The sequence below is a fragment of the Austwickia chelonae NBRC 105200 genome, assembly GCF_000298175.1.
Lineage (GTDB): Bacteria > Actinomycetota > Actinomycetes > Actinomycetales > Dermatophilaceae > Austwickia > Austwickia chelonae.
Genome location: NZ_BAGZ01000003.1, coordinates 1 through 19,104 on the forward strand (window position 1 = coordinate 1; position 19,104 = coordinate 19,104).

A 19,104-nucleotide genomic window follows, 5' to 3' on the forward strand; every position below is an offset into this window, starting at 1 on the left:
CCACGGCAGCAAGGCTCGACAGCAGAAGGACGACGGACGGCCAGGCCCAACGGGAGGTGACCCGGTCGACGGGTCCCCCCGCGCCAGGCTCGTCCCGGTCGAGGCGCGCCCGTTCGATGAGCGCGGCGATCGCGGCCGCGGAGGCCCCCAACGCGGGCGGGGTCAACCCGGCGTGGACGTCGTCGGCCTCGACGGTGAGCAGGTGACCGCCACCGGCGGTGCGATGCCATGACGTGGCCGCGGCCGGTTCCCCGGGCTGTGCCGGCACGGTGCGCCGCAGGAGGGCGTCCCGTCCGGGGCTGGCCGTCCCGGAGATCGCCCACGAGGAGTATCGGACGGTCCCCGACTCGACGACCAGGGACCACGACGACCGGGCACCGTCCACGCAGGACCAGGGAAGGTGGATGTCACGCAGGATGTTGACGATCCGGACACCGTCCTCACCGACCCGGACGCACGGACGGACGAAGACGACCCAACCCAGAACGGTCAGGGCCACGCTCCAGGTGATCCCGGTGGTCGACCGGTCGATCCACCCCCCGACCATCGCCGTGACGACCGCTAGGGCCACCGCAGCCAGGGTTCCCCCCACCATCAGCTGACCCCATTGGCGAAAATTACGGCATTCCATGGGTTTACCTCGACTGTCACGAACCGGATGCCATCGAGGATAGTCGGGCCCGATCGTCCGTGCTCTTCAGCGCGCTCCTGAGCCGCCGCCGTCCACCTGGTGGAAAGTTCCCACCTTCATCTGCGAGGACCGCGTTGTGGGGCATGATGGTCTCTGCAGTACCGACAGGCGTTTTCACAGCGGATCACGATGAGTGGGAAGGCAACGCATGAGCCAGGGGGAGTCACTGGCCGCTCCCGGCCCCCCGTCCGCAGGCCCGACAGGGCCCGTCTACGGCGCCCGGTACGGTGAGCCGGCCTACGAAGCGCAATGGGGGACGTCCGGCACCTTCCCACCCCCGATGGGGTTGTCGGCCACCAGCCAGACCGCCCCGCCCGGCCCACCGTCGACACCGACCCGGCCGGGCGCTCGCCTGCTGACCTTCCGCCCCGGTGTCGTCACCCTGCGACCGCTGTCGATCAACGACATCCTCGACGGTGCGATCCGCACCATCCGCCGACGGCCCGGCCTGTTCATCGGCGTCGCCGCCCTGGGCATGGCAGTGGCCACCGTCGTCCGGGCCGTGATCGACGTGTCCGCCGGGGTCACGCTCATGGATGCCTCGGGCGGTGCGAGCCGACTGTCGCCCAGCACCGCGGTGAAACCGGTCCTGGCGGTCGTCGTGGCCGGTCTGCTCGCCGCGCCCACCGCAGACGCCGTCCTGGGGCGGCGCCTGGGCTGGGGGCAGGTCCGAGAAGCCTTGTCAGCGCACCGGTTCTCCCTGTTGAAGCTCGTCGCGGTGATCGCCGCGATCACCGGTGGCACCACTTTTCTCGCCTGGTTCGCGATGGGCGGACGGGAAGCTCAGCTCAGCAACCTGACCTTCGTGTTGTGGACGTTGGGATTGGTCCAGTTCCTCCTGCTGATCCCGTTCTCCGCTGCTCCGGCCGTGTCGGTGATCGAGGGCGCAGGACCGGTGCGGGCGCTGCGCCGCTCCTTCTCCCTGATGCGTGGTTTCCTCGGGCGGGCCTTCCTGATGGTGCTGGTCAGCAAGCTGTTGATCGGCATCATGACGGCTGTGATCGCCGCACCGTTGCAGTTGGGGATCTTGGTCCTCTCCCAGACCACCGGTTACCAGCTGATGGAGTCCGCGTGGTCTCCGGCGGTGAACATGTTGATGGACCTGCTCGCCGGGTCACTGACCCTGCCCTTCGAGGCCGTCGTCTTCGCCCTGTTCTACATCGACCTGCGGGTACGCGGTGAAGGCCTGGACGTTCTGCTGGTCGACGAGGCCCGACGGGAGGCCGACCGGTGAACCTTCCGCTCTGGTCGGCCCTGGCCATGATCGACCCTTCCCCGGACGAGGCCCGGCGGTGGGCCCAGGAGGAACTGGCCAAGCCCGCCTACCAGGAACCCTGGTTGATGCACTTCGCGCGGATGCTCTACACCTGGCTGATCGACCTGCTGAACGAACTCTTCTCCTTCGGGGGCGGACAGTCACCGGTGCACCCGGTCGTGACGACCCTGGCCGTGCTGCTGGTGGTGGCCACGATCATCGTGCTGTTCGCCCGGACCCGGATGCGGGACAAACCCGAAGCCGAGCCGGAACCGGACACCGATCAAGCTGTGCTGCCCTTCGCTCCGCTGAGCGCTGCCGAATATCGCGCCCGAGCACAGTCCGCCCTCGCAGACGACCCGAGAACTGCTGCGATGGAGGCCTACCGGGCGATCGCTGCCGGTTTGCAGGAAAGACATGTCGTCGACGTCGATCCGGGGCGTACCGCCAGGGAGTTCGCGAACGAGGCCGCGACGGCCTACCCGACCTGCGAAGCCGGCTGCGGCAGCGCGGTCACCACCTTCGAGGCAGCCTGTTACGGCGGGCTGGTACCGGAACGGACGGCGGTGGAGCAGATCTTGACCTTGGAGTCCCGGATGCGGGCGGAGAAACCCGTTCTGCACAGGTCCGACGCTGAGATGACCCCCCTGGGGGTTCCTCGATGAAGTCGATGGGACGCCCGTTGGGTGCGATCGGCATCGTCCTCGCAGTCGTCGCCGCCGCCTTGATCGGCACCTACTGGATATCCGGGGACCGGATCGGGCCCGAAGAGGGGAACCTGAACTCCGCGACCGCCAGCGGAGGCGCAGCATTGTCCGCCTTGTTACGCGAACGCGCTCAGGTGGATGTCCGCATGGCCCGTACGTCCTCCGAGCTGGGCAATCCCCACGAAGGCACTTTCGTGATCGCCACGGAGAACAAGATCCCCGCCGAAGCCTTGGGGTCGGTCCGCAGCCATGCCTCCCGGGCGAAAACCCTCGTGCTGATCGCCCCCCACCAGGAGACCCTCGACCTGTTCGCTAGGGACATCAGACCGCTGACGAAGATCGACGGGGGTTCCTTCAACGCCCGCTGCACGGCCGGATGGATCCGCGCGGCGGACGAGATCGACGGACGGAGCACGCTCTACCTGTCCAACCGAGGCGACGACCAGGTCTGTTTCAAACAGGTCGGTGGCGGCACGGGCCTGCCCGGTTCCCTGGTGGGCCGGGAGGAGGGGGGACGCAGACTCCTCGTCGTCGGCAACCCGGAGATGTTCACCAACAACCGTCTGGACAAGCTCGGGAATGCCGCAGTCGCGCTACGTCTTTTGAGCGGGCACCCTCAGCTGACCTGGTATTCGGGCGTCACGGAGAAAAGGGCCACCGACGGCGAGCCCGGAGCGGCGGCGACCTGGCATCCACCCTGGTTCCAACCGATGGTCCTGGGCCTGACCGCGACGGTGGTGGTCGGGATGTTCTGGCGGGGACGACGCTTCGGACGTCTCGCCCGTGAGCCCCTGCCGGTGGTCGTCCAAGCCGGTGAGACCACTCTGGCCCGGGGCCGGATGTATCGCCGCGCCCATGAACCCGGCTATGCCGCGACGATCCTCCAGCAGGCAACCTGCCGGCGGCTGGCCGCCACCCTCGCGCTCGCGCCATCGGCCGACCCCGGCGCAGTGGCGCAGGCCGCTTCCCGAGTCTGTCGGCGCTCCCCCGACGACATCCTGCACACCCTCACCCGTGTTCCCCAGAACGACGCCGATCTGTCGGCTATCGCCGGGGCGCTCGCCAGTCTCGAAGGAGAGGTCCGACGCACATGAGCGATCAGTACCCTGGTCCGGCCCAGCCCGAGAATGCTTCCGGCCCGGTGCCCTCGACGCCGCCGCACCAGCAGCCTCATCCGCACCATCAGCAGCCCTATGTCGAGCAGCAGCATGCCGGGCAGCCTGCACCCGTCGTGGACGCGCCCGCTGGCTCCGGGGAGCCGGAGGACCCGGCGTCCGCCCGTGCCCGCACCCAGCTGCTGGCCGTGCGGACCGAGGTCGCCAAAGCTGTGGTCGGCCAGGACAGCGCCGTGATGGGGTTGATCATCGGACTGATCGCCCAGGGACATGTGCTCCTGGAAGGGGTGCCCGGTGTGGCGAAGACCCTGCTGGTGCGTTCGGTGGCGACGGCTCTGTCCATCGACACCAAGCGGGTCCAGTTCACCCCTGACCTGATGCCCGGTGATATCACCGGTTCACTGGTGTACGACCCGAACACGGCGGAGTTCAGCTTCCGCCCGGGGCCGGTCTTCACGAACCTCCTCCTGGCCGACGAGATCAACCGGACCCCGCCGAAGACCCAGGCCGCTTTGTTGGAGGCCATGGAGGAGAAGCAGGTCAGTGTGGACGGACAGTCCCGTCCACTGCCGAAGCCCTTCCTGGTGGCCGCCACCCAGAACCCGGTGGAATACGAGGGCACCTACCCGTTGCCCGAGGCCCAGCTGGACCGTTTCCTGCTCAAGGTGGAACTGGGGTTGCCGCCGCGGGAGGACGAGGTGGCGGTGCTCTGCCGTCATGCCGGCGGTTTCGACCCGCGCGACCTGCAATCGGCAGGTCTGTCGGCGGTGGCTTCCCCGGACGACCTGATCGCTGCCGCGGCTGCGGCGCGCCGGGTGACGGTCTCGCCCGATATCGCCGCGTACATCGTCGACATCGCCCGGGCGACCCGGCAGTCACCGTCGCTCTCCTTGGGGGTGAGCCCACGTGGTGCGACAGCTCTGCTGGCGACGGCACGGGCTTGGGCCTGGTTGAACGGCAGGTCGTTCGTGACTCCTGACGATGTGAAGGCCTTGGCGCATGCCACCTTGGCGCATCGTCTCCGGTTGCGTCCGGAGGCGGAGCTCGACGGGGTGTCGGTCGCCACGGTGCTGGCTACGGCGGTGGCCTCGGTGCCGGTGCCCCGGTGAGTGCCGAGCGCCGTCTTCTCGGGTGATCGAAGCGACGATGTGCGGGAAGGCAGGGTGACCACATGGCGGTGACATGGCGTTTCGTGGTGCTTGTCGCGGCAGGGATGATCCCGCTGATCTGGTGGCCGGACGCAGCTGTGCTGCGGATCTACTGGGTGGGCGCATTGGCCCTGTTGTTCGTGGATGTGGCGCTGGCTCCGTCGCCGGGGGCCTTGGCCACGCGGCGTGACGCGGTGCCGCCGGCCCGGGTGGGTGAGACCACGCGTAGCCGGCTGACCTTGACCAATCCGATGCGACGTCGGGTACGTGCTCATGTCCGTGACGCCTGGCAGCCGTCGGCCGGTTCGCTGGTGGACCGTCACCGGGTGGAGCTCCATCCGGGGCGTTCGGTCCCGGTGGAGGTGGATCTGGTGCCGTCGAGGCGGGGTGACCTGTCGACCGACCGGTTCACCGTGCGGGTCTTCGGTCCGCTGGGCCTGGGTGCCCGCCAGCGTTCGTTCGTGGTGCCGGGGGTGCTCCGTGCGCTGCCGGGTTTCCCCTCGCGCCGTCATCTGCCCGGCCTGTTGGCCCAGTGGCGTCAGTTGGACGGGCGCTCCGCGGTGCGTACGAGGGGACAGGGCACCGAGTTCGACTCTCTGCGGGATTATGTCGAGGGCGATGATGTGCGGAGCATCGACTGGCGGGCCACGGCGCGGCGCCGCCAGGTCGTGGTACGTACCTGGCAGCCGGAGCGCGACCGTCACGTGGTGATCGTGGTCGACACCTCGCGGACCAGTGCGGGCCGGATCGGTGACATGCCGCGTTTGGACTCGTCGATGGATGCGGCCTTGTTGCTCTCCGCGTTGGCCTCCCGCGCCGGAGACCGGGTCGAGGTCATGATGGGTGACCGGGATATCCACAGTCATGTCCGGGCCGATCGGCGGGGCGACCTGTTGAATCGCCTGGTGAATGCCATGGCTCCGATCGATCCGGCTCTGGTGGAAGCGGACTGGCCGAGAATTGTCGGTGCTGTCTCCGATCGGGCCCGTCGCCGGGCCCTGGTCGTCCTGGTCACCCCCTTGGAACCGGCCGCGGTCGAGGAGAGCCTGCTACCGGTGCTGCCGGTGCTGACCTCACGCCACCGGGTGGTGATCGCCTCGGTGCAGGATCCTTCCGTGGAGCGGGCACGGATTCCTCTCGCACCGGACGCCCAGGCCGAGATGACCACCGTCCAACGTTCGGAGGCTGTCTACGGGGCGGCGGCGGCCGAGCAGACGGCGACCCAGCGGGCTCGTACTGCCGCTGTCCTGCAGAAGCTGGACGTGGCCGTCCTGGACCACGGGCCGGAAGATCTGCCGCTGGCCTTGTGTCGGCATTACCTGATGTTGAAGTCCCGGGGCCTGCTCTGAGTCGTCCTTCCGGGACGCTTCCTCCTCGCCCTGGTCAGTCGCGGACGATACCGACGTAACCCGCCCGGTCGGCGGCCAGGTCCCCGGTCTCCCCCTCGAGACAGGCGCTGCGCCCGGCGGTGTAGACATAGGCCAGGAAGAGCAGTTCGGCGAGCACCCCGATACCGATCCGTACGGCGGCGGGCAGGCCGGACGGGGTGACGAGACCTTCGATCAGACCGCAGAGGAGCAGGACGAGCGCGAGCCCCATCGCCACGGACATCGCGGAGCGGGCTTCTGCGGCGAAGGCTTGCCCCCGGCTACGGGCTCCGGGTTCGATCCAGCTCCAGAAGAGCCGCAGTCCGACGCCTCCGGCGACGAAGACGCAGGTGAGTTCCAACAATCCGTGCGGGAGGATCAGGCTGTAAAAGACGTCGGCCCGGTCGTATCGGGTCATCAGGGCACCGATGACGGCCAGGTTGAAGATGTTCTTCCAGAGCAGACCGATGACCGGGAATCCGAGGACTCCCATGGCGATGCACGAGGCGGCCACATAGGCGTTGTTGGTCCAGACCCGGAAGGCGAAACTGCTGGCGGCGTTCTCCACGTAGTAGTTGGCGAAGTCGTGCTCCACGAGTTGGCGCACTTCACCGGCGGTCATCATGCTCTGTTCCGCCTGCGGGTTGTTCAGGAACCACCAGCCGAGGAGAACGGCGACGAGCAGGTTGACCGCCAGGGTCGTCCACCACCAGTAGCGGATCCGGTAGAGCGTGCCGGGGAAGGTGTGGGTGAAGAACCTCAGGAGGATGCCCCATTCGGATCTACCGGATTTCGCCGAGTGCGCCCGGGTGCGGGAGAGCAGCCAGGAGAGATAAGCGATCAGCTGGGGGTCGGGCGAGGCCGAACGGACTGCCGACAGGTGAGTGGCGGTGCGCTGGTAGAGGTCGAGCACCTCATCCGCTTCTGCGCAGGTCAGATTCCGGTAGTTGATCAGCTGTTCGAGGCGTCGCCATTGCGGTAGATGCGCTGCGACGTAGGCGTCCACGTCCACCTCGCCACTGTACGGTGCCCGATTGCCCGTCCGGTGATACCCCGCCTCGACTGCCGTGGCCGTCTCGGGGACCGGACGGTCTCCGCGGGCTAGGCTGGGTAGGTGACGACGAGCACCGTGGGAGGACAGGGGCGTCCCGGGCAGGCCGACGACGGGGAGTATCTGCTGACCGGCGAGGCGGTCGCCTTGGATCTGCCGCCGGCGTCCTTGGGGGTTCGCGCCCTTGCCGGGGTCATCGACATGGTCATCACGTTCTTCGTCATGCCGATCGCCTTGGGAACGGTCTTCACCATCTTCGGTGAGAAGGTCGACAAGGCCGCCCTGATGGCCATGGTCGTGCCGACGGTCTTCCTGGTCGTCGTGGGGATCCCGACGTTGACGGAGACTTTGACCGGCCGCACCTTGGCCAAGATGATGCTCGGTCTGCGGACCCTGCGCGACGACGGCGGCCCGATCTCTTTCCGGCACGCCTTCACCCGGCACATGGTCGGTCTGATCGAGCTGTACACCCTGCTGGGTTCTCCTGCGCTGGTCAGCGGCCTGTTGAACGGGCGTGCGAAGCGCCTGGGCGATTTCGCGGCAGGCACCTACGTGGTGCGCGACCGGATGACTTTTCCCTGGCCGACCCCTGCATCGGTGCCCCTGCCCCTGGCGGCTTGGGCCTCCACCGCCGATATCGCGCCTCTGCCCGATCAGTTGTCCCTGTCGATCCGTGAGCTCCTGCGCCGGGCCCCGCAGATCCGTCCGGAGCCTCGACATCAGTTGGCGCAGCATCTGGCCGCCCAGGCTCTGCGCTATGTCTCTCCGGGTCCTCCGCTGGGCACGCCGCCCGAGATCTTCCTGGAAGCGGTGTTGGTGGAGCGTGGACGGCGTGACTGGGAACGCCTGCAGCGGGACGAGGAGATCCGCCGGAGGTTGACCGGTCGTGGCCTTCCGGTGTTGTCGGAAGAGCGGCTCGTTTCTCCGATGGTTCCTCCACCCGGGCAAGGCGTCTCCGCCGGGTTCATTCCACCGGCGGGGATGCCTCGGGGCTGAAGGCGGGCAGGCAGACCACCATGCAGTCGACGCCGTCGTCACCGCTGACGTAACGAACCCGTTCGCCGGCGCGGGTGATCAGCGCTTGACCGGCTCTCACCCGGGCCTGTCCTCCGTCGTGGTCGACCAGCATCGTGCCGGTGAGCACCACGGTGATCGCGTCGAGTTCGGGACGGTGATAGTTCCCGACCCATCCTGCGGGGGCGCCCATCCGGGCGACGGACACGATGTCGTGTCCGGTGGATGACCGGCCGATGTATTCGTCGACGGTACGACCTTGGCCGGCGGCGATATGCACCGGTTTCTGGATGAGTTCAGGCACCTACCAAGGGTAATCGGACATTTCTCGGTCGATGAGAGCTGCGGGGGTACCAATGTGGTCCGGTCGTGCGACAGCTTTCCCGCCGCGTCCTTGCGCCGGGAACGGGCCCGGCAGGACGCGGCGGGAAAGGGTGCTCAGGCGATGCGGTCGATGAGCAGCGCCGGACGTTCCGGTGCACATTCCCCGATGGTCCAGGAGCCCTGCAGAGCGTCCTGGGCGCGGGCGAAACGCTCGGGGGTGTCGGTGTGGAGGGTGAGCAGCTTCTGCCCTGCGGTGACCCGGTCCCCAGGTTTGGCGTGCATCTCCACGCCGGCTCCGGCCTGGACCGGCTCGCCCTGACGGGCTCGTCCTGCGCCCAGTCGCCATGCCGCCAATCCGACCGCATAGGCGTCGAGCGAGGTCAGCACTCCGTCCCGGTCCGCAGTGACGATCTCCTGTTCGGCCGCCACCGGCAGTGTGGCGTCCGGGTCGCCGCCCTGGGCTCGGATCATCGCCTTCCAGGCGTCCATGGCGCGGCCGTCCTGCAGGGCTTCCGCCGGGTCGACCCCGGTGATCCCGGCTCCGGCGAGCATCTCCCGGGCCAGAGCCACGGTGAGTTCGACGACGTCGGCAGGTCCACCACCGGCGAGGACCTCGACCGATTCCCGGACCTCCATCGCATTTCCGGCGGTCAGTCCCAGGGGGGTGGACATGTCGGTCAGCAGGGCCACCGTGTGCACTCCGGCGTCGGTGCCCAGGTCGACCATGGTGCGGGCCAGCTCACGCGCCGCGCCGACCTCTTTCATGAAAGCCCCGGAGCCGACCTTCACATCGAGCACCAGCGAGCCGGTGCCCTCGGCGATCTTCTTGCTCATGATGGAGCTGGCGATCAGCGGAATCGCTTCGACGGTACCGGTGACATCGCGCAGGGCGTAGAGCTTCTTGTCGGCCGGGGCGAGCCCGGATCCGGCAGCACAGATGACCGCGCCGACCTCGTCGAGCTGACGCAACATGTCCTCGTTGCTGAGTGCGGCCTGCCAGCCGGGGATGGACTCGAGTTTGTCGAGAGTTCCGCCGGTGTGGCCCAGACCGCGTCCGGACAGCTGCGGGACGGCGACTCCGTAGGCGGCCACCAGCGGCGCCAACGGCAGGGTGATCTTGTCACCGACACCGCCGGTGGAGTGCTTGTCGCTGGTCTTCTTCGACAGTGAGGAGAAGTCCATCCGTTCGCCGGAGGCGATCATGGCCTGGGTCCACCGGGCGATCTCGTCGCGGTCCATCCCGTTGAGGAAGATCGCCATGGCGAGGGCGGACATCTGTTCGTGGGCGACGACGCCGCGGGTGTAGGCGTCGATCACCCAGTCGATCTGTTCCGGGGAGAGGCGCTGCCGATCGCGCTTGGCGCGGATGATGTCGACGGCGTCGAAGGCTTCGGTCATGCCCCGATCCTGCCTCATCCTTGCCGCCACCTGCGAGAGCACAGAGTCCTTCGGCCCGATCCCCTTGCCCGGCAACACTTTCGGACGGCGCCTCGATCCTGGCAGCGCGGATCGAACCGAGTGCGCCCCCGGGCCGGTAGCGTGTGCGGAGTCGGGGTCCGTCGTCCGGGGAGGCTGCCATCGTGTCCGTTCCACGCCATCACACCGTCGACTGGGCGATGCGTCTGATCTCGTTGGACACCACCAGTCGGGACCCGAATCTTCCCTTGATCGACGTCGTCCGGGAAGAACTCGCCGAGCACGGGGTCACCAGCCATGTCCGTCCCGGCCCCCAGGAGGGCAAGGCCAATCTGATCGCGACGATCCCGGCGGCGGACGGGTCGACCGAGGGTGGCGTGGTCCTGTCCGGGCATACCGACGTGGTGCCGGTGGACGGACAGCGATGGACCAGTGCCCCCTTCACCCCGCAGGTCCGCGAAGGCCGTCTGTACGGCCGCGGGTCGGCAGACATGAAGGGTTTCCTGGCCTGCGTGCTCTCCGCCGTCCCGGACATGCAGAAGGCCTCCTTGCGTGAGCCGATCCATCTGGCCTTCAGCTACGACGAGGAGGTCGGCTGCCTGGGCGGCGACCAGATCGTGAAGGACCTGGCCGATCTCGGATTGACCCCGCGGGTCGCGATCATCGGCGAGCCGACCATGATGCGAGCCGTCCTCGGGCACAAGTCGGTGAACCTGGTGGAGATGGAATTCCACGGCCATGCCTGCCACAGTTCGTTGAAACCGCACGGTCTGAACGCGATCGAGCATGCGGCCGTGGTCATCCGACGGATCAGCGAGTTGGGCGGGCATTTCGCCACGGAAGGTCCCACCGACGAGGCCTACGAGATCGCGCACACCACCATCGGGGTGAACACCGTCCGAGGAGGCATCGCCTCGAACACGGTCGCCGACCGTTGCCTGATCCAGGCCGATTTCCGGACGATCGCCGCCGAGGACCCACGCGCCGTCGTGGAGACCCTGCGGGCCTTCGCCGAGGAGGAATCCGCCGTCATGCGCGCCCGCCACCCCTCCGGCCGGGTCGACTTCACGGTGGTCTCGATGGTGCCGGGGCTGGAGACCTCTCCGCAGGGCGCGGCCGCCGACCTGATCGGACGCCTCGGCAGACCGTTGGCGCAGGAGAAGGTCACCTATGGCACGGAAGCAGGACAGTTCTCCGAAGCCGGGATCGACGCGGTCGTCTGCGGCCCCGGCGATATCGCCCAGGCGCACGGCACGGACGAATACGTGGAGCTGGCTCAGCTGGCGATGTGCGAGGAGATGCTCGACGCATTGGTCGCCGAACTGTCTGGCTAGTCCTCGACCCAGGCTGTCCTGGCCGAGGCCGGAGGCCGACACCCCGTGGGACGTGGGTGCCGGCCTCCGCAGACCGGGTCCTGCCCGGTCAAGCCTTCGTGACCAGTTCGATGTCTGCCGGGCCGAAGGCCTGGGGAAGGATGTCCTTCAGCGTCAGCAGACCTTCCGGGGTCTGGATCCGGCAGTCGGGTCCCCCGAATTCGTAGAGCACCTGACGGCACCGGCCGCAGGGCATGAGAGTCATCTCGCGGCCGTCGACACACCACACCGCGACGAGCCGCCCACCACCGGTCTTGGCCAGCTCGGAGGCCAGCCCGCACTCGGCGCAGAGCCCCACCCCGTACGAAGCGTTCTCCACATTGCATCCGGAGACGATCCGACCGTCGTCCACCAGTGCAGCGACTCCCACCGGAAAGTTGGAGTACGGGGCGTAGGCCTGCTTCATCACGGCTACCGCCTCGGCGTGCAGTGCTTCCCAGTCGATCGTGTCGTCGACCACACCTGCTTCATCGTTCATCAGTGCGTCTCACCCTTGCGATATATCAACCCGTCGGCTGCGGGCATACGGAGATTCTGGCTGGCCAGGGCCAGTACCAGAAGCGTAGCCACATAGGGGGCGGCCCCTGTCAGCTGGCTGGGCACCGACTCCGAGGAGGCATACCAGCAGGTCACCAGCAGCCCGAAAGCTGCCATGGCCAACGCTCCGGGAAAACCTGCGGGCAGGTGGAGCATCTCCCGCCGGGTGAGGAAGGCCACGATCGTGGATCCGAGGAGGAGTGCGGCACCGGAGAATCCGATGAACAGACGGACCGCGGTGGGCGCGGAGTCGCTAGCGGCGTACCATCCGAGCGCGAGCGCCGACGTGGCGAGGAGGGCCGGGAGGACTTCCGCCTGCCGCCCGCGGCGACGACGCAGCAGGGCTGCTGTCCCCAGCGCCACCAGAGCGACCCCCGCGGCGAGCAGGACACCGTGGATGGCATTGCCCCGCAACTGGATCGCATCGAAATAGCCGAACATCAGCGCGCCGGAGGCCAACGAGCCGGGCCGCCAGTTACCGAAGATGAGCGCGGCCAGGCCGATATATCCACGGCCACCGGTCTGTCCGTCACGGAACATATTGGCTGCCACCAGGGTCAGATAGGACCCGGCGAGGCCGGCCAGCGCACCGGAGATGAGCACACCGGCGTACTTGTACCGGTAGACGTCGACGCCGAGCGTCTCGGCGGCTGCCGGTGATTCACCGCACGAGCGCAGACGCAGGCCGAAGGGGGTCTGCCAGAGCACCCACCAGCTGGCCACGACCAGACCGATCGCGATGACGGTCACCATCGACAGATCGGTGACCAGCCCGGCCAGTAGCCCTGCGATGTCGGAGACCAGGAAGAGGTGGGTGCCCTCAAGCGAGCGCAACCCGTCGGACAGGCCGGGGACGGTGATCTTCGGCAGTTCCGGAAGCTGCGGGGACTGTACGCCCTGCAGTTGAGGCCAGGTCCGGGCAGCCAGGTATTTCGCCGCTCCCGGTCCGATCAGGTTGAGCGCGACACCGGAGACGACGTGGTCGACACCGAAGTAGACGGTGGCCACGGCGTGCACTGCGCCGCCGACCAGACCCATCAGGATGCCGCCGATCAGCCCGGCCCAGGGCCCCCAGCTCAGGGCGAAGGCGGCCGAGCCCCAGCAGCCGAGGATCATCATGCCTTCCAGGCCGATGTTCACGACGCCGGCCCGTTCGCTCCACAGCCCTCCCAGACCGGCCAGACCGATCGGGACGGCCAGGCCGATGGCTGCGGCCACCGCGCCCGAGGATGCGATGTCGTTCTCCCCGGTGGCCACCCGCAGGACGGACAGTCCGATCAGTGCTCCCAGGACGGTCAATGCGATACGTAAGGGTGTCCAGTGGCGTCGACGCTGTGGAGTATCCGCCACGACGTGGGTGTCGAGCTGAAGTCCCATGCTCATGAGTGGTCCCTTTCCGTGGTGGCGGACCCGGCGGTGGCATCGGCGGGGGTGCGGGCGTCGGAGGCCCGGTCGTCCGCAGAGGTGGGCCGGCTGTCGCCGGCACGTTCACCGGCGGCGAGCCGTCTGGCCACGGAGGCCTGTTCGAGTCTCGCCTCGACGCGTCGGACCACTTCGTAGGCGATGACGACGGCGAGCACGATGATGCCCTGGATGATGGAGACGATCTCCGGGGAGACGGGGATGAGCTGCAGCGGGCCCGACTGTTGGTTGAGATAGGCCCACAGCAGCGCTCCGAAGGCGATCCCGATGGGGTGGTTGCGTCCGAGTAGGGCCACGCCGATCCCGGCGAAACCGAGTCCGGCCTGGAAGGTGCCGCCGTAGGCGTGGTCCTGGCCGAAGAGCAGCGGCATCCCGACGAGACCGCCGACCGCGCCGGAGATCACCATCGTGATCAGCACCATCTTCTTGGCGTCGACTCCGCTGGCGACGGCGGCGCTCTCGCTGCGGCCGGCCGCTCTCAGGTCGTAGCCGAACCGGGTGTGGGCGAGCACGAACCAGTACAGGAATCCGACCAGTACGGACAGGAAGACGAGGGTGTAGACCGTGTTCCGTGCCCCGGGGACGAGCGCTAGGCCGGTCAACCAGGACGATTTGGGGATCTCGGAGGTCCGGGTGACATCGGTCTGACCGGACGGCGCGACGATGCCGAGCAGGTAGGCGACCAGTCCGGTGGCGATGGCGTTGAGCATGATCGTGGAGATCACCTCGGAGACCCCGCGCCGCACTTTCAGCCAGCCTGCGATCCCGGCCCACATCCCCCCGGCGAGCATGGCCACGACGATGCCGAGCACGACATTGGCCGGGCCTCCGACGAAGCCTTGGCCGCAGACGACGGCGGCGGCGAAGACGGCGACCCGGTACTGCCCTTCGACACCGATGTTGAACAGGTTCATCCGGAACCCGATGGCGACGGCGATCGCCGAGATGTAGAGGATGATCGCCTCGTTGAGGATGTTCACCGTGACCCGGGGCAGAGGCGCTTTGAGCAGCTGCTGCCAGACCGCGCCCACCGGGTCGCCGGCGGCGAAGAGCACCACGGTGGTGACCGCGAAGGCGACGAGCAGCGCGAGTAACGGTGCGGCCAGACTGAAACCGATTCTGCGCAGGTCGATCTTCATCGGGTTTCCTCCTGGGCCGTCGTCGAGCTGCTCTCCTCGGCGGGAGTCTGCTGGTGGCCGTCCGCACCGGTCATCGCGGCGCCCAGTTCCTGAGCGGTCACCGTGTCCGGGTCGTAGGGGCCGGTCAGGCGGCCCCGCAGGAGCACGTAGATGCTGTCGGAGAGTCCGATCAGTTCGTCCAGGTCGGCCGAGATCAGCAGGACGCCGAGGCCTTCGCGTCGGGCCTCCTTCAGGCAGTCCCAGATGAAGGACTGTGCTCCGACGTCGACCCCGCGGGTCGGGTGCGAGGCCAGCAGGACGGTGGGCTGGTGTGCCATCTCCCGTCCGATGATGAGTTTCTGCTGGTTGCCCCCGGAGAGAGAGCCTGCGGTGACGTGGATGCTGGGGGTGCGGACGTCGTACCGGTCGACGATCTCCTGGGTGGACTGCTGCGCGCCCTTGGAGTCGACGAAGACCCCCTTGATGTTGGGACGTTGGGTCTGATGGCCCAGGATGCGGTTCTCCCACAGCGGCGCGTCCAACAGCAGCCCGTGACGGTGTCGGTCCTCGGGGATGTAGCCGACACCGGCCTCACGGATCCGACGTACGTCCCAGTCGGAGATGTCCAGATCGCGCAGGTGGATCCGTCCGGTGTCCTGTTCGCGCATGCCCATGATCACTTCGATCAGCTCGGCCTGTCCGTTGCCCTCCACTCCGGCGATGCCGACCACTTCTCCTGCGTGGACGGTGAGGTTCAGATGGTCGAGCACGGGGCGGGATCCGCCTTCGGCGAGGACGACGTCCTCGATCCGGAGCAGTTCCTGTTCGGTGACCGTGGATTCCTCGGTCTCCGGGGTGGGCAGTTCGGAGCCGACCATCAGTTCGGCGAGTCCGCGGGCCGTGGTGTCCTGGGGATTCACCGAGGCCACTGTGGTGCCTCGGCGGATCACGGTGATGGCGTCGGCGACGGAGAGCACTTCGTCGAGCTTGTGACTGATGAAGATGATCGTGAGGCCCTCGCGGGTGAGTTTGCGCAGGTTGCCGAAGAGTTCGTTGACCTCCTGGGGCACGAGCACGGCGGTGGGCTCGTCGAGGATCAGGATGCGCGCGCCGCGGTAGAGCACTTTGAGGATCTCGACGCGTTGGCGTGCGCCGACGCCGAGCTCTGCGGTGAGCTGGTCGGGGTCGATACCGAGGCCGTATTCGTCGCTGATCCTGCGGATCTCGGTGCGGGCTGCTGTGCCGATGCCGTGGAGTTTCTCCGCGCCGAGGACGACGTTCTCCAGGACGGTGAGGTTGTCGGCCAGCATGAAGTGCTGGAAGACCATGCCGATGCCGTGGGCGATGGCTTCGGAGGGGCTCTTGAGGGTGACCGGTTGGCCGTCGACGGTGATCGTGCCTTCGTCGGGCCGTTGGACCCCGTAGAGGATCTTCATCAGGGTGGATTTACCGGCCCCGTTCTCACCGACGAGGGCGTGGATGTGTCCTCGTCGCACGGCGAAGGTGATGTCCTTGTTGGCCACCACCCCGGGGAAGCGTTTCGTGATCCCTTCGACCTGGACGGCGATCACGCCGTCCGGTGCGGATCCGGTGGGGGGTGAGCCGGCCGCCGTGGGCGGCGCGGAGGGTGGCTGCGTTGCCATGGAACTTCCCGATGGTAGGTGAGGGACGGGGCGTGGGGGGCGTGCTGCGGCCCGGGCCGTGCGCTGGGCAGGCCCGGGCCGATCGCGTCGAGCGATCAGTTGGTGGAGGGGACCTTCACCTTGCCGTCGATGATTTCTTGCTTGGCCTTGTCGATCTCGGCCTTGATGTCGTCGATCTTGCCGCCGGTGGTCGACAGGGAGACGCCCTTGCTCTTCAGGTCGAAGCTGTGTGCCCCGTTCTTGAAGGCGCCGTCCTTGACCGACTTGAGGAAGTCGTAGACGCCGACGTCAACGTTCTTCACCATCGAGGTGATGATGATGTCCTGGACGTCCGGGGCCGCGGTCTTGGCCTGGTCGGAGTCGACTCCGATGGCCATGGCCTTCTTGGCCTTGACGGCGGTGAAGACGCCTGGTCCGGAGCCGCCGGCGGCGTGGTAGATGACGTCGGCACCGGCGGAGAGCATGCCTTCTGCCGCCGTCTTGCCCTTGGCGGGGTCGGAGAAACCGGAGTAGTCGGGGGCCTGGGTCAGGTACTTGCTCTGGATCTTGATGTCGGGCTTGACCGACTTCGCTCCGGCGGTGTAGCCGGCTTCGAACTTCTTGATGAGGTCGGTCTGCACACCACCGACGAAGCCGATGTTGCCGGACTTGGACTTCTTGGCCGCCGCGACACCGGCCAGGTAGGAGCCTTCGTGTTCGGCGAAGACGATGTTCGCGATATTGGGCCCTTGGGCGTCGGAGGAGTCGACGATGGCGAACTTCGCGTTGGGGTTGTCCTTGGCGACCTTGTCGACTGCACCCTTGTAGGCGAAGCCAACGGCCACGATGGTGGTGTAGCCGGAGTCGATCAACTGCTGCAGTCGGTTCTCACGGCTGGACTCCGATTCACCGGGGGTGGCCGTGGAATCCTTGACCTCACCACCGAATTCGGCTTTCGCCTTATCCGTTCCGCGAGCTGCCGAGTCATTGAAGGACTGGTCTCCGCGTCCGCCCACATCGAAAGCCAGGGCAACTTTCAGGCCTTTTCCGTCGGTTTTCTTCTCGCCCGAACCGGATTTGGAATCCGCTCCTCCACAGCCGGCCAGTACCAGGCTGGCCGCGGCCAGAACCGCGACGGCAGCAGTCGTATGACGCATTCAAGGGCCTCCTTGCAGTGTGGCGGCCGGAGAACCCGGCTCAAGGCCCGATGGTAGCCCTGTACGGCGCAGGCTGACCAGCAACTTCGAGAAGCTCGACACGAAAGTGTGATGCATTTCCGCGTCTTCGTTCCAAAAATGTTCCCAGTAAAGGTTTTTCCTATCGGATACCCGAGGAGAAGGGGCATTTGACAGCTCCCCGCATCCCGAATGGTCGGCTCGCTAACCACTCCACATGGCCATCGGCTATTTCTTTTTCCCTCTACGACAACATGATTCAATTTGAGCTTTTGTCATGACATCAAAAAGGCCTGCCTCGCATACATATGCGAGGCAGGCCGGGACCTAGGTCCTCAGGTCAGATCAGCACGCCCACTGGCCTTCAATTCGTCCACGAGACGCTTGACATCCTGAGCCCGGTCGCGAGTGGTCACCAACAGGGCGTCAGGGGTGTCCACCACCACGATGTCCTCCACCCCGATGACCGAGACCAGACGTCCACTGCCCGGACTCACGATCCCGGTGGCTTCCTGAGCCAGCACCCGGTCGGCATCCCCCAGGACGTGCAGCCCCACAGGAAGCTCACCCTCCTGCGGAGGCAACAGTTCGGCCAGGGAATCGAAATCGCCCACGTCGTCCCAGGGGAAGTCGGTCTCGACCACAGCCACCCGGCCGGCATCCGCCGCCGGCTCCGCGACGGCATGGTCGATCGAGATCTTGGTCAAGGACGGCCAGATCTCCGCCAACCGCCCGGGCTCCGCCGCGATCGCCCGCAACCCCTGCGAGAGCTCGGGCTGATAGGTCGCCAACAGGTCGAGGAGCACCCGCGCCTTGACCACGAACATCCCGGCATTCCACCGGTGGTCACCGCTCTCGATATAACTGTGCGCCGTCGGTGCATCCGGCTTCTCGACGAAACGGTCCACCGCGTGGCCGTGCGGCGCACCTTCCACGCCCAGCGGACCGCCGACCTTGATGTATCCGAAACCGGTCGCCGGGAAGGTCGGTCGGATGCCCAGGGTGACGAGCAGCCCCGTCCTGGCCAGGACCACCGCCTCGCCCACGCATCGCCGGAAGGACTCCTCGTCCCCCACCACGTGATCCGCTGCGAAGGAACCGATCACCGCCTCGGGGTCACGACGCTCGACGACTGCGGCCGCCAGACCGATCGCCGCCATCGAGTCCCGCGGGAGCGGTTCGGCCAGCAGACCCTGGGCATCGAGCTCGGGGAGCTGTGCGCGAACCGCCTCCTCATGGCTCGTCCCGGTGACCACCACCAGACGCTCCCCGGAAAGGGGGCGCAACCGGTCCGCAGTGGCCTGCAGGAGCGATCGCCCCGAGCTGGTGAGATCGTGGAGGAACTTCGGACGGGCAGCCCGCGAGAGCGGCCACAACCGGGTACCGGCACCCCCCGCCGGGATCACCGACCAGAAGTCGTCGGTCGGAGGGATCGGTCCTGTGGAGGGAGACACATTGTCGGCCATGTTCGCAACCTAACCGACCCGGTCCACCGAGCACAGCCCGGAGCCGAGGACGTCGACACGCCGAGTGGAAAACCCCGGCCGCAAAGGACCGCAGGGTTTCCCGACCGAACCGACAACTCGGCGCTATCGGAATTTTCGAAATAATCGATCAAATATCCGGCCCGGGAGAGGGAAGAAAGCCACCCTTCACCCCTCCGTCAAGCGATTCAGCACCGTGATTAGCCCTCGACGTCTTTGTCCGCCTAGGCTTCTTGGACGAGCGACTCCGATCCACCGCTCACGTTGTCCTCCACGTGAGCTGCG

The 19,104-nt window shown here is 67.2% G+C and carries 17 protein-coding genes; 7 read left to right on the forward strand and 10 right to left on the reverse strand.

What is annotated here, in order from left to right; translation table 11 throughout:
• Positions 1–631: PH domain-containing protein (locus AUCHE_RS01745; RefSeq protein ID WP_006501535.1), on the reverse strand; the 631-nt coding region annotated here is incomplete at its 3' end.
• A gap of 208 nt (positions 632–839) precedes the next feature.
• Between AUCHE_RS01745 and AUCHE_RS01750 the strand changes: the two genes are divergently transcribed.
• From AUCHE_RS01750 to AUCHE_RS01770, 5 genes are all read left to right on the forward strand, one after another.
• Positions 840–1,925 carry a hypothetical protein gene (locus tag AUCHE_RS01750; protein ID WP_006501536.1) on the forward strand — a complete coding sequence of 362 codons (1,086 nt, stop codon included), beginning with the start codon at positions 840–842 and terminating at the stop codon, positions 1,923–1,925.
• A complete protein-coding gene (locus AUCHE_RS01755; RefSeq protein WP_006501537.1) occupies positions 1,922–2,611 on the forward strand; it encodes a DUF4129 domain-containing protein in 690 nt (229 codons plus the stop codon). The genes AUCHE_RS01750 and AUCHE_RS01755 overlap by 4 nt, the downstream gene beginning before the upstream one ends.
• On the forward strand, positions 2,608–3,747 hold the full coding sequence (locus tag AUCHE_RS01760) for a DUF4350 domain-containing protein (protein WP_006501538.1): 1,140 nt from the start codon (positions 2,608–2,610) through the stop codon (positions 3,745–3,747). Before AUCHE_RS01755 ends, AUCHE_RS01760 begins: the two co-directional genes overlap by 4 nt.
• Positions 3,744–4,877 (forward strand): AAA family ATPase, encoded by a 1,134-nt coding sequence (locus AUCHE_RS01765; protein ID WP_006501539.1) that lies wholly within the window; start codon positions 3,744–3,746, stop codon positions 4,875–4,877. Before AUCHE_RS01760 ends, AUCHE_RS01765 begins: the two co-directional genes overlap by 4 nt.
• Positions 4,878–4,939: 62 nt before the next feature.
• Complete coding sequence (locus tag AUCHE_RS01770; RefSeq protein WP_006501540.1) at positions 4,940–6,265, forward strand: DUF58 domain-containing protein; 1,326 nt, start codon at positions 4,940–4,942, stop codon at positions 6,263–6,265.
• Between the two features lie 34 nt (positions 6,266–6,299).
• Here the strand turns inward: AUCHE_RS01770 and AUCHE_RS01775 are convergent, their stop codons facing one another.
• On the reverse strand, positions 6,300–7,295 hold the full coding sequence (locus tag AUCHE_RS01775; RefSeq protein WP_040321179.1) for a stage II sporulation protein M: 996 nt from the start codon (positions 7,293–7,295) through the stop codon (positions 6,300–6,302).
• Between the two features lie 102 nt (positions 7,296–7,397).
• Here AUCHE_RS01775 and AUCHE_RS01780 point away from each other — a divergent pair, with 102 nt between their 5' ends.
• Complete coding sequence (locus tag AUCHE_RS01780) at positions 7,398–8,330, forward strand: RDD family protein (RefSeq protein WP_217994332.1); 933 nt, start codon at positions 7,398–7,400, stop codon at positions 8,328–8,330.
• On the opposite strand, the gene AUCHE_RS01785 is transcribed toward AUCHE_RS01780, so the two are convergent.
• Both AUCHE_RS01785 and AUCHE_RS01790 read right to left on the reverse strand, forming a co-directional pair.
• Positions 8,299–8,652: a cupin domain-containing protein gene (locus AUCHE_RS01785; RefSeq protein WP_006501543.1), complete on the reverse strand. Its 354-nt coding sequence runs from the start codon at positions 8,650–8,652 to the stop codon at positions 8,299–8,301. The genes AUCHE_RS01780 and AUCHE_RS01785 overlap by 32 nt on opposite strands.
• Positions 8,653–8,786: 134 nt before the next feature.
• Entirely contained in the window at positions 8,787–10,070 is a 1,284-nt protein-coding gene (locus AUCHE_RS01790) for a thymidine phosphorylase (RefSeq protein WP_006501544.1), read from the reverse strand.
• Positions 10,071–10,252: 182 nt separating this feature from the next.
• Here AUCHE_RS01790 and argE point away from each other — a divergent pair, with 182 nt between their 5' ends.
• Positions 10,253–11,422 carry an acetylornithine deacetylase gene (gene argE, locus AUCHE_RS01795; RefSeq protein ID WP_006501545.1) on the forward strand — a complete coding sequence of 390 codons (1,170 nt, stop codon included), beginning with the start codon at positions 10,253–10,255 and terminating at the stop codon, positions 11,420–11,422.
• Between the two features lie 88 nt (positions 11,423–11,510).
• Here the strand turns inward: argE and AUCHE_RS01800 are convergent, their stop codons facing one another.
• The 6 genes from AUCHE_RS01800 to AUCHE_RS01825 form a co-directional block, all read right to left on the reverse strand.
• A complete protein-coding gene (locus AUCHE_RS01800) occupies positions 11,511–11,939 on the reverse strand; it encodes a cytidine deaminase (protein WP_006501546.1) in 429 nt (142 codons plus the stop codon).
• Entirely contained in the window at positions 11,939–13,381 is a 1,443-nt protein-coding gene (locus AUCHE_RS01805; RefSeq protein ID WP_006501547.1) for an ABC transporter permease, read from the reverse strand. The genes AUCHE_RS01800 and AUCHE_RS01805 overlap by 1 nt, the downstream gene beginning before the upstream one ends.
• Complete coding sequence (locus AUCHE_RS01810) at positions 13,378–14,559, reverse strand: ABC transporter permease (protein WP_006501548.1); 1,182 nt, start codon at positions 14,557–14,559, stop codon at positions 13,378–13,380. The genes AUCHE_RS01805 and AUCHE_RS01810 overlap by 4 nt, the downstream gene beginning before the upstream one ends.
• Positions 14,556–16,181: an ABC transporter ATP-binding protein gene (locus AUCHE_RS01815; protein WP_081578088.1), complete on the reverse strand. Its 1,626-nt coding sequence runs from the start codon at positions 16,179–16,181 to the stop codon at positions 14,556–14,558. The genes AUCHE_RS01810 and AUCHE_RS01815 overlap by 4 nt, the downstream gene beginning before the upstream one ends.
• Before the next feature lie 95 nt (positions 16,182–16,276).
• Complete coding sequence (locus tag AUCHE_RS01820; protein ID WP_006501550.1) at positions 16,277–17,317, reverse strand: BMP family lipoprotein; 1,041 nt, start codon at positions 17,315–17,317, stop codon at positions 16,277–16,279.
• A 353-nt stretch (positions 17,318–17,670) separates the two neighbouring features.
• A complete protein-coding gene (locus tag AUCHE_RS01825; protein ID WP_006501551.1) occupies positions 17,671–18,801 on the reverse strand; it encodes a mannose-1-phosphate guanylyltransferase in 1,131 nt (376 codons plus the stop codon).
• Between the last annotated feature and the right edge of the window lie 303 nt (positions 18,802–19,104).

Bases quoted from the DNA above. Each gene is read 5' to 3' on its own strand.
- AUCHE_RS01825 (WP_006501551.1), bottom strand. From the start codon at position 18,801: ATGGCCGACAATGTGTCTCCCTCCACAGGACCGATCCCTCCGACCGAC.
- AUCHE_RS01750 (WP_006501536.1), top strand. From the start codon at position 840: ATGAGCCAGGGGGAGTCACTGGCCGCTCCCGGCCCCCCGTCCGCAGGC.
- AUCHE_RS01820 (WP_006501550.1), bottom strand. From the start codon at position 17,317: ATGCGTCATACGACTGCTGCCGTCGCGGTTCTGGCCGCGGCCAGCCTG.
- AUCHE_RS01765 (WP_006501539.1), top strand. From the start codon at position 3,744: ATGAGCGATCAGTACCCTGGTCCGGCCCAGCCCGAGAATGCTTCCGGC.
- AUCHE_RS01810 (WP_006501548.1), bottom strand. From the start codon at position 14,559: ATGAAGATCGACCTGCGCAGAATCGGTTTCAGTCTGGCCGCACCGTTA.
- AUCHE_RS01815 (WP_081578088.1), bottom strand. From the start codon at position 16,181: ATGGCAACGCAGCCACCCTCCGCGCCGCCCACGGCGGCCGGCTCACCC.
- AUCHE_RS01800 (WP_006501546.1), bottom strand. From the start codon at position 11,939: ATGAACGATGAAGCAGGTGTGGTCGACGACACGATCGACTGGGAAGCA.
- AUCHE_RS01790 (WP_006501544.1), bottom strand. From the start codon at position 10,070: ATGACCGAAGCCTTCGACGCCGTCGACATCATCCGCGCCAAGCGCGAT.
- AUCHE_RS01770 (WP_006501540.1), top strand. From the start codon at position 4,940: ATGGCGGTGACATGGCGTTTCGTGGTGCTTGTCGCGGCAGGGATGATC.
- AUCHE_RS01805 (WP_006501547.1), bottom strand. From the start codon at position 13,381: ATGAGCATGGGACTTCAGCTCGACACCCACGTCGTGGCGGATACTCCA.
- AUCHE_RS01760 (WP_006501538.1), top strand. From the start codon at position 2,608: ATGAAGTCGATGGGACGCCCGTTGGGTGCGATCGGCATCGTCCTCGCA.